This is a genomic window from Pseudomonas sp. GL93 (genome assembly GCF_003408955.1).
GTDB lineage: Bacteria > Pseudomonadota > Gammaproteobacteria > Pseudomonadales > Pseudomonadaceae > Aquipseudomonas > Aquipseudomonas paracarnis.
In genome coordinates this window covers 1-8,577 of sequence record NZ_NKRF01000104.1, presented here as the reverse complement: position 1 = coordinate 8,577, position 8,577 = coordinate 1, and the positions used below count along the sequence as shown (strand labels likewise).

Sequence of the window (8,577 nt, the reverse complement as noted above, 5' to 3'; positions counted from 1 at the left end):
AAAAGGCTCTTGCCCCCCCACTCGGCACCTCGCCTAGGCTCGGTGTGCCCGTAATCCGCCAGTGATTTGGGGGGCCGCCGCCACGCGCCATCCATGGCGCGGGGCGGCTAAACCGGCATCCCTGCCGGTTTACCCCCCAAATCCCTGTCGAATTCCGGCCAGCGTGGTTTGACGGGGCGCTTAAGATCAAGATCAAAAGCAGATCAAGAGCAAGATCAAGAGCGACTCGCTTCGCATCGTGGTTACCGTCGGCGGCTACAACCTACGAAGTTGTGTAGATACCTATGGCTATCGCAGGCAAGCCAGCTCCCACATTTGGAATGCGGCGCGTCAGGTGTATATGGGGCGCTGTCAGGCCGTCGCGGGAGCAAGCTCCCTCGCCACAGGGTTGCGCGTCAGTGCAGCGCTCGGCGCTCATCGCTTTTCGAAGCCACGTTTAATAGGGATATTAAAAATGGAACGGGAACTGATCGACGAAGTTGAAGAACTGATCAAAAAGACTAACGATGCCGAGCGCATGTTCACTCGATACGCCACCAAGTGCTACACATCAGCCTTGCAAAAATAGGCCAAGGAGATCAGCGAAACCTCCTATACCTATCTGCTGGCCGAGCTGGCCGAAAGTTCGCTGAGCTCGGAAATTCTCGGCCGTCCAGGCGCCAATATCAGCCTGGTCAGGATCGAGATAGAGGAGGTCATGCTCGAAGCCGATGTCATCAAGAAATTGAAGCGGGCCGAAACCCATTACTTGGAAACCCTGGAATCGGTGCGCAAGTTCGAAGACCTTAAACGCATTCGAAAAAATGCAGGACACGTCCGATATCGTCCGCTCGATAAAACTCGGCGTGTCACGTTTCAATATCCTGTTTGTCATCCTGCTGATCGGCGGGTTGACCTGGGCGGCGATCAATCTGCCTAAAGAGGCCTTGGCGTTGATTTCCGCTGCGATCGGCGGCGCCATCACCCACTTGCTGTCCGAGCGCCAGGCCGTCCTCGCGCTGAAAAAAGAGGGCGATAACACCTGCCCCAGGGCCAACAATAACAGTCAGGAATGACGCGGGCTCACAACGGCGTCAACACATTCATCACCGTGTCCAGCGCCACCCGGGTGTCATCCAGTTGCACCAGCGACGCATGCCGCGCACCCAGGGCGTCACGGTTCTGGATCGCCGTGAGGATCGCCTTGTGCCGAGGCAGACTCAGGCCCTGGATGTCCGGGCGGCGGTTGGTGATGTTGATCGACTCGCGCAACGGCAGCGAGAGCATGTTGCACATATAGGCGAGCAGGTCGTTGCGGGTAGCGTCGGCAATTGCGCGGTGGAAGTCCAGGTCGGCCTGTAACAGGTCCTCGTGGGTCTTGGCGGTTTCCATGCCCAGGTAGGCGTGTTCGATGGTGGCGATGTCTTCATCGGTGGCGGTGGTCGCGGCCATGGCGGCGATTTCCGGTTCGAGGATGCGGCGCACCCCGGCCAGGGTGTTGAAGAACTCGCTGTGGGGCGTGGACTGCATCAACCAGGACAGCACGTCCGGGTCGAGCAGGTGCCATTTCAAGCGTGGCCGTACCACCGCGCCCACCCGTGGCTTGGAGTACACCAGGCCCTTGGCGCTGAGCACCCGCGTGGCTTCGCGCAATACCGAGCGGCTGACCTGGTATTCCTCGCACAGCGTGGCTTCCATGGGCAAACGTTCTTCAGGCTTGAAGCGGCCGGAAACGATGTGCATGCCCAAGTCCTGAACGATCTGGGCATGCTGGCTCTTGCGCGGCTTGGGCGGCTGGTGATCCATAACGACGGGGAGGCTCTGGCTTAGATTCGCCGCATCATAGCATCCCAATTAGTGGGAATGCCGTGGGACTTCTGCCCCGCGACAGCCCACCAGGAAGTCAAAGTCACAGCCTTGGTCGGCCTGCAGCACATGGTCGATGTACAGCTGGCGATAACCGCCGACGATGAGGTTTTGCGCGGGCGGCAGGTCGGCCATGCGCGCTGCCAGCTCGGCGTCTGGAATGTCCAGGTGCAGGCGGCCATTGGCGCAATCGAGTTCGATCCAGTCACCTTCCTTCACTGTCGCCAACGGCCCGCCGGCAGCGGCTTCCGGGGCCACGTGCAACACTACGGTGCCGTAGGCAGTGCCGCTCATGCGTGCGTCGGAAATGCGCACCATGTCCGTCACGCCCTGGGCCAGCAGCTTGGCGGGCAGGCCCATGTTGCCGACTTCGGCCATGCCGGGGTAACCCTTGGGGCCGCAGTTTTTCATGACCAGGATCGAGTTGGCATCCACGTCCAGCTCCGGGTCGTTGATGCGAGCCTTGTACATGTCGAAGTTCTCGAACACCACGGCGCGGCCACGGTGCTGCATCAGTTCGGGGCTCGCAGCCGAAGGCTTGAGCACCGCACCCAGAGGCGCGAGGTTGCCACGCAGTACGCAGATGCCGCCGTCGGCGCGGATCGGGTTGTCCAGGGTGCGGATCACTTCGTCCTGGCCGTAGATCGGTGAGTCCTGGGTGTTCTCGCCCAGGGACTTGCCGTTGACCGTCAAGGCATTGGGGTGCGGGATCAGGTTGGCTTCACCCAGGCGGCGCAGCACGGCGGGCAGGCCACCGGCATAGTAGAACTCTTCCATCAGAAAGCGCCCGGAGGGCTGCAGGTCGACGATGGTCGGCATGCCGCGCCCGATGCGGGTCCAGTCATCCAGGTCGAGTTCGACGCCGATGCGCCCGGCGATGGCTTTCAGGTGGATCACCGCGTTGGTCGAGCCGCCGATGGCCGCGTTCACGCGGATAGCGTTTTCGAACGCCTCCTTGGTGAGGATCTTCGACAGCTTCAAGTCTTCACGCACCATCTCCACGGCGCGCATGCCCGACATGTGCGCCAATACATAGCGGCGTGCATCCACTGCCGGAATCGCCGCGTTGTGGGGCAGGGAAGTGCCCAGCGCCTCGGCCATGCAGGCCATGGTGGAGGCCGTGCCCATGGTGTTGCAGGTGCCCGCCGAGCGCGACATGCCGCCCTCGGCCGCGAGGAAATCATCCAGGGTGATGGTGCCAGCCTTGACCTGTTCGCTGAGCTGCCACACCACCGTGCCCGAACCGATGTCCTGGCCCTTGTGCTTGCCGTTGAGCATCGGCCCGCCGGTGACCACGATGGCCGGCACATCACAACTGGCCGCGCCCATCAGCAGCGCCGGGGTGGTCTTGTCGCACCCGGTGAGCAGTACCACGCCATCAATCGGGTTACCGCGAATCGCTTCTTCCACATCCATGCTCGCCAGGTTGCGAGTGAGCATGGCGGTAGGGCGCAGGTTGGATTCGCCATTGGAAAACACCGGGAACTCCACCGGGAAGCCTCCGGCCTCGATCACGCCACGCTTGACGTGCTCGGCGATCTGGCGGAAATGCGCGTTGCACGGCGTCAGCTCCGACCAGGTGTTGCAGATGCCGATGATCGGCTTGCCATGGAACTGATGGTCGGCAATGCCTTGGTTCTTCATCCAACTGCGGTACATGAAACCGTTCTTGTCGGCGGTACCAAACCACTGGGCAGAGCGTAGGCCGGGCTTTTTGTCAGGCATGATCGATTCTCTTATTGTATGACTATATGTTCTATGCGTGCTTAAACATAAGCGCAAAATCGCCGCTTTGGAAGTGTTGTTTTGCAAATAGTCATACTATATAGTCGGTCTCAACTGAGGTATGGCCCTGGCGGATTTCGTCAGAGGCGTCCCCCGAGCTTCTATAAAAACAACAATCGGAGATCGACCCCATGAGCCAGGAACTGCGGCTTATTCGGCGCATCACGCTGAAACTGATTCCCTTCCTGATCCTGCTGTACCTGATCGCCTACGTGGACCGTTCCGCCGTAGGGTTCGCCAAGCTGCACATGGGCGCTGACGTGGGCATCGGCGACGCCGCCTATGGCCTCGGTGCCGGGTTGTTTTTCATTGGCTATTTCCTCTTCGAGATTCCCAGCAACCTGATGCTCGACCGCTTCGGCGCACGGCGCTGGTTTGCACGCATCATGATCACCTGGGGCGCCATCACCATCGGCATGGCGTTCGTGCAGGGGCCGCACAGCTTCTATGTGATGCGCTTTCTGCTGGGCGCGGCAGAGGCGGGGTTCTTTCCGGGCGTGCTGTACTACATCACCCAGTGGTTCCCGGTGCGCCATCGCGGCAAGATCCTCGGGCTGTTTATCCTCTCCCAACCTATTGCAATGATGATTACCGGCCCGGTGTCCGGCGGTTTGCTCGGCATGGACGGCATCCTCGGCCTGCATGGCTGGCAGTGGCTGTTTATCGTGATCGGCACCCCGGCGATCCTGCTGACCTGGCCGGTGCTGCGTTACCTGCCGGACGGCCCCCAAAAGGTCAACTGGATGAGCGAGGAAGAAAAAGCCTGGCTCACCGGCGAGCTGCACAAAGACCTGCAGGCCTACGGCCAGACGCGCCACGGCAACCCCTTGCATGCGCTCAAGGACAAGCGCGTGTTGCTGCTGGCGCTGTTCTACCTGCCGGTGACCCTGAGCATCTACGGCCTCGGCCTGTGGTTGCCGACCCTGATCAAGCAGTTTGGCGGCAGCGACCTCACCACCGGCTTCATCTCCGCCGTGCCCTACATCTTCGGCATCATCGGCCTGTTGATTATCCCGCGCAGTTCCGACCGTTTGAACGACCGTTACGGCCATCTCGCCGTGCTCTATGTATTGGGCGCCATCGGCCTGTTCTGCAGCGCCTGGCTTACCGTGCCAGTGCTGCAAATGGCCGCGCTGTGCCTGGCGGCGTTTGCAATGTTTTCCTGCACCGCCGTGTTCTGGACCCTGCCGGGGCGCTTCTTTGCCGGCGCCAGTGCGGCGGCCGGTATTGCCTTGATCAACTCGGTGGGCAACCTCGGCGGTTATATCGGCCCGTTCGTGATCGGTGCGCTCAAGGAGTACACCGGCAACCTGGCCTCAGGCTTGTATTTCTTATCCGGTGTGATGGTGTTCGGGTTGCTGCTGACCCTCGTGGTCTACCGCTTGCTGGAACGCAAGCACGTGCTGCCCGTCGACCAATTCGCCGCCAGCGCCCGTGGCGCCACACGCACTTAAATCCAGGAGAAACTGCATGCGTTTAGTTCAGTTCGAGTTGAGCAACGGTGAGCGCCGCGTCGGCGTGGTAGAAGGCAACCAGGTGCGCGAAGTGCGCGGCGCCCACAGCGTGCGTGAACTGGCGCTGGCCGCCATCGATGCCGGCGGCAAGTTGCAGCAACAGGTAGAGGCTCTCGGCCTGGGCGCCAGCCATGACTATGCCGCCTTGTTGGCGGAACACAAAATCCTGCCGCCGCTTGACCACCCGGACCCGGCCCACATGCTGATCAGCGGCACCGGCCTCACCCACCTGGGCAGTGCCTCGGCCCGCGACAAGATGCACCAGCAGGCCGGCGACGACAGCGCGATGACCGACACCATGCGCATCTTCAAATGGGGCGTGGAGGGCGGCAAACCAGGCGCCGGCCAGGCCGGTGTGCAACCAGAGTGGTTCTACAAAGGCGATGGCAGCATCGTCGTGCGCCCGGGCCAGGCCTTCCCGGTGCCGCCGTTTGCCGAAGACGCTGGCGAAGAGCCGGAAATCGGCGGCCTCTATGTGATCGGGCATGACCGCAAACCCTATCGCTTGGGTTTTGCGGTGGGCAACGAGTTCTCCGACCATGTGATGGAGCGCAAGAACTACCTGTACCTGGCCCATTCCAAGCTGCGCAGTTGCAGCTATGGCCCGGAGCTGCGCGTGGGCGAACTGCCCGAGCATCTGGCGGGCACCAGCCGCATCCTGCGCAATGGCGAAGTCATCTGGCAGAACGAATTCCTCAGCGGCGAGGCCAATATGTGCCATAGCCTGGAAAACCTCGAATACCACCACTTCAAATACAGCCAATTCCTCAAGCCGGGCGATGTGCACATTCACTTCTTCGGCACCGCCACCTTGTCATTCGCCGACGGTATACGTACCCAGCCGGGCGATGTGTTCGAGATCAGCCAGGCTGAATTCGGCGCGCCGTTGATCAACGGTATCGGCAGCAGCGATGCGGCATTTGAACCCGGCCAAGTCACCCCCCTTTAAGGAGATCAACATGACCCCGTTCCTCGGCCACAACTACATCGGCGGCCAGCGCAGCGCCAATGGCAGCATCAAGCTGCAAAGCATCGACGCTACTACCGGCGAAGCCTTGCCCCAGGATTTCTACCAGGCCACCGCCCAGGAAGTGGACGCCGCCGCCCAGGCCGCGGCCCAGGCGTACCCGGCCTATCGCGCCTTGAGCGCCGCACGGCGTGCGCAGTTTCTGGATGCGGTGGCCGATGAGCTGGACGCCTTGGGCGATGACTTCGTCGAACTGGTCTGCCGCGAAACCGCATTGCCGGCCGCACGCATCAAAGGCGAACGCGGGCGCACCAGCGGCCAGATGCGTTTGTTCGCCACGGTGCTGCGCCGCGGTGACTTCTACGGGGCGCGTATCGATAAGGCCCTGCCAGAGCGCCAGCCGCTGCCGCGCCCGGACCTGCGCCAATACCGCATCGGCCTCGGCCCGGTGGCGGTGTTTGGCGCCAGCAACTTCCCCCTGGCGTTTTCCACCGCCGGTGGCGACACCGCTGCCGCGCTGGCCGCCGGTTGCCCGGTGGTGTTCAAGGCCCACAGCGGGCACATGGCGACCGCCGAGCGCGTGGCCGATGCGATCATTCGTGCCGCCGAGGCCACCGAGATGCCGGCGGGCGTGTTCAATATGATCTTTGGCGGCGGCGTCGGTGAGGCGCTGGTCAAACACCCGGCGATCCAGGCGGTGGGCTTTACCGGCTCACTCAAAGGCGGCCGCGCCCTGTGCGACATGGCCGCGGCGCGCCCGCAACCGATCCCGGTATTTGCCGAGATGTCGAGCATCAACCCGGTGATCGTGCTGCCCCAGGCGCTGCACGCCCGCGCCGAAAGCATCGCCCGCGACCTGACCGCCTCGGTGGTACAAGGCTGCGGCCAGTTCTGCACCAACCCAGGCCTGGTGATCGGTATCGCCTCGCCTGCGTTCACCGCGTTCACACAACAAGTGGCGCAATTGATCGGCGAGCAACCGGCGCAAACCATGCTTAATGCCGGCACCCTGGGCAGCTACGGCAAGGGCCTGGAAAAACTCCGGTCTCACCCGGGCATCCAGCATCTGGCGGGCAGCGCGCAATCGGGCAATCAGGCGCAACCGCAACTGTTCAAGGCGGATGTATGTCTGTTGATTGACGGCGACGAAGTGCTGCAGGAAGAAGTGTTTGGCCCCACCACGGTGTTCGTCGAAGTGGCTGATCAGGCGCAGCTCAGCGCCGCCCTGCAGGGGCTGCACGGGCAATTGACCGCCACGCTCATCGGCGAACCGGCCGACCTGCAACAGTTCACCGAACTCACGCCGCTGCTGGAACAGAAAGTCGGGCGCATCCTGCTCAACGGTTACCCCACTGGCGTGGAGGTGTGCGATTCCATGGTTCACGGCGGGCCGTACCCGGCGACTTCCGACGCCCGTGGCACCTCGGTCGGCACTTTGGCTATCGACCGTTTCCTGCGCCCGGTGTGCTTCCAGAACTACCCTGATAGCCTGCTGCCCGACGCGTTGAAAAACGCCAACCCCTTGCGTATTCAGCGCCTGGTAAATGGCACGCCATCGCGCGAATCGCTGTAACCGATCAGGAGGCTTCATGTCGTTGAGCGCAGTCACCCCGCACCGTGCCCGGTTGGGCGAAGGGCCGTTCTGGGATGTACCGACCCAGGCCCTGTATTGGGTGGATATCGCCGCGCGCCAGGCGCTGCGCCTGCTGGGCGGGCAGTTGCAGGTGTGGCAGTTGCCCGAGCACGTCTCGGCGTTCATCCCCTGTGAACGCGGCGATGCGCTGGTGACCTTGAGCAGCGGCGTGTATCGCCTGGACATGGCCACCGAAGCCTTGACCCTGCTGTGCGTAGCCGACCCGCAAGCGGGCAACCGCGGCAATGAAGCACGTTGCGATGCCCTGGGCCGGCTGTGGTTGGGCACCATGCAGAACAACATCGGCGAGCAGGGCGAAGACCTGCCGATTACCCGGCGCTCCGGTGGTTTGTTTCGCATCGATGCCGATGCGCGGGTCACGCCGTTGCTGACAGGGCTGGGCATTCCCAACACCCTGCTTTGGAACGAGGAGGGCAGCCAGGTGCACTTTGGCGACAGCCTGGACGGTACGCTTTACCAGCATTCAATCCTGGCCGACGGTCAACTTGACGCCGCCCAGGCCTGGTTCGGGCCGCACACACGCGGCGGGCCGGATGGCTCGGCCATGGACGCCGACGGCTACATCTGGAACGCGCGCTGGGACGGCAGTTGCCTGCTGCGGCTGACGCCCGCAGGTGAGGTGGATCGCATTATCGAACTGCCGGTCAGCCGTCCCACCAGTTGCGTGTTCGGTGGGCCCGAGCTCACCACGCTGTACATCACCAGCGCGGCGAGCCCATTGGATCACCCCCTTGATGGTGCGGTATTGGCCATTGAAGTCGACGTGCCAGGCAAGCCCTGTCACCGCTTTGCCGGATAAACCAAACGCGCTG

General features: G+C 62.6%; 8 protein-coding genes. 5 read left to right on the top strand and 3 right to left on the bottom strand.

The window, feature by feature from the left end:
- Nucleotides 1-550: 550 nt before the first annotated feature.
- The gene (locus tag CER19_RS28905) at nucleotides 551-745 is read right to left on the bottom strand and encodes a hypothetical protein (RefSeq protein WP_178088124.1); all 195 of its coding nucleotides are present in this window, start codon (nucleotides 743-745) and stop codon (nucleotides 551-553) included.
- A 58-nt stretch (nucleotides 746-803) separates the two neighbouring features.
- On the opposite strand from CER19_RS28905, the gene CER19_RS28900 reads away from it, so the two are divergent.
- Nucleotides 804-1,055, top strand: coding sequence for a hypothetical protein (locus CER19_RS28900; protein WP_178088123.1), 252 nt, complete (start codon nucleotides 804-806; stop codon nucleotides 1,053-1,055).
- A 7-nt stretch (nucleotides 1,056-1,062) separates the two neighbouring features.
- Here CER19_RS28900 and CER19_RS23745 read toward each other — a convergent pair whose 3' ends face one another.
- Both CER19_RS23745 and CER19_RS23740 read right to left on the bottom strand, forming a co-directional pair.
- Entirely contained in the window at nucleotides 1,063-1,785 is a 723-nt protein-coding gene (locus CER19_RS23745; protein ID WP_116668193.1) for a FadR/GntR family transcriptional regulator, read from the bottom strand.
- 48 nt (nucleotides 1,786-1,833) lie between these two features.
- Nucleotides 1,834-3,570 (bottom strand): IlvD/Edd family dehydratase, encoded by a 1,737-nt coding sequence (locus tag CER19_RS23740; protein WP_019817288.1) that lies wholly within the window; start codon nucleotides 3,568-3,570, stop codon nucleotides 1,834-1,836.
- A gap of 191 nt (nucleotides 3,571-3,761) precedes the next feature.
- On the opposite strand from CER19_RS23740, the gene CER19_RS23735 reads away from it, so the two are divergent.
- Genes CER19_RS23735 through CER19_RS23720 form a run of 4 tightly spaced genes read left to right on the top strand, consistent with a single transcriptional unit; the run spans nucleotide 3,762 to nucleotide 8,564 of the window.
- Nucleotides 3,762-5,084: an MFS transporter gene (locus CER19_RS23735; RefSeq protein WP_003190554.1), complete on the top strand. Its 1,323-nt coding sequence runs from the start codon at nucleotides 3,762-3,764 to the stop codon at nucleotides 5,082-5,084.
- 16 nt (nucleotides 5,085-5,100) lie between these two features.
- Nucleotides 5,101-6,093 carry an AraD1 family protein gene (gene araD1, locus CER19_RS23730; RefSeq protein WP_034126740.1) on the top strand — a complete coding sequence of 331 codons (993 nt, stop codon included), beginning with the start codon at nucleotides 5,101-5,103 and terminating at the stop codon, nucleotides 6,091-6,093.
- Between the two features lie 10 nt (nucleotides 6,094-6,103).
- Nucleotides 6,104-7,684: an aldehyde dehydrogenase (NADP(+)) gene (locus CER19_RS23725; RefSeq protein WP_116668192.1), complete on the top strand. Its 1,581-nt coding sequence runs from the start codon at nucleotides 6,104-6,106 to the stop codon at nucleotides 7,682-7,684.
- Between the two features lie 16 nt (nucleotides 7,685-7,700).
- Nucleotides 7,701-8,564 (top strand): SMP-30/gluconolactonase/LRE family protein, encoded by an 864-nt coding sequence (locus tag CER19_RS23720; RefSeq protein ID WP_116668191.1) that lies wholly within the window; start codon nucleotides 7,701-7,703, stop codon nucleotides 8,562-8,564.
- Nucleotides 8,565-8,577: the final 13 nt, after the last annotated feature.

What these genes read in the sequence shown, in the direction of transcription:
- CER19_RS23740 (WP_019817288.1), bottom strand. Translation starts at nt 3,570, where the DNA reads ATGCCTGACAAAAAGCCCGGCCTACGCTCTGCCCAGTGGTTTGGTACC.
- CER19_RS28900 (WP_178088123.1), top strand. Translation starts at nt 804, where the DNA reads ATGCAGGACACGTCCGATATCGTCCGCTCGATAAAACTCGGCGTGTCA.
- CER19_RS23745 (WP_116668193.1), bottom strand. Translation starts at nt 1,785, where the DNA reads ATGGATCACCAGCCGCCCAAGCCGCGCAAGAGCCAGCATGCCCAGATC.
- araD1 (WP_034126740.1), top strand. Translation starts at nt 5,101, where the DNA reads ATGCGTTTAGTTCAGTTCGAGTTGAGCAACGGTGAGCGCCGCGTCGGC.
- CER19_RS23720 (WP_116668191.1), top strand. Translation starts at nt 7,701, where the DNA reads ATGTCGTTGAGCGCAGTCACCCCGCACCGTGCCCGGTTGGGCGAAGGG.
- CER19_RS28905 (WP_178088124.1), bottom strand. Translation starts at nt 745, where the DNA reads ATGGGTTTCGGCCCGCTTCAATTTCTTGATGACATCGGCTTCGAGCAT.
- CER19_RS23725 (WP_116668192.1), top strand. Translation starts at nt 6,104, where the DNA reads ATGACCCCGTTCCTCGGCCACAACTACATCGGCGGCCAGCGCAGCGCC.
- CER19_RS23735 (WP_003190554.1), top strand. Translation starts at nt 3,762, where the DNA reads ATGAGCCAGGAACTGCGGCTTATTCGGCGCATCACGCTGAAACTGATT.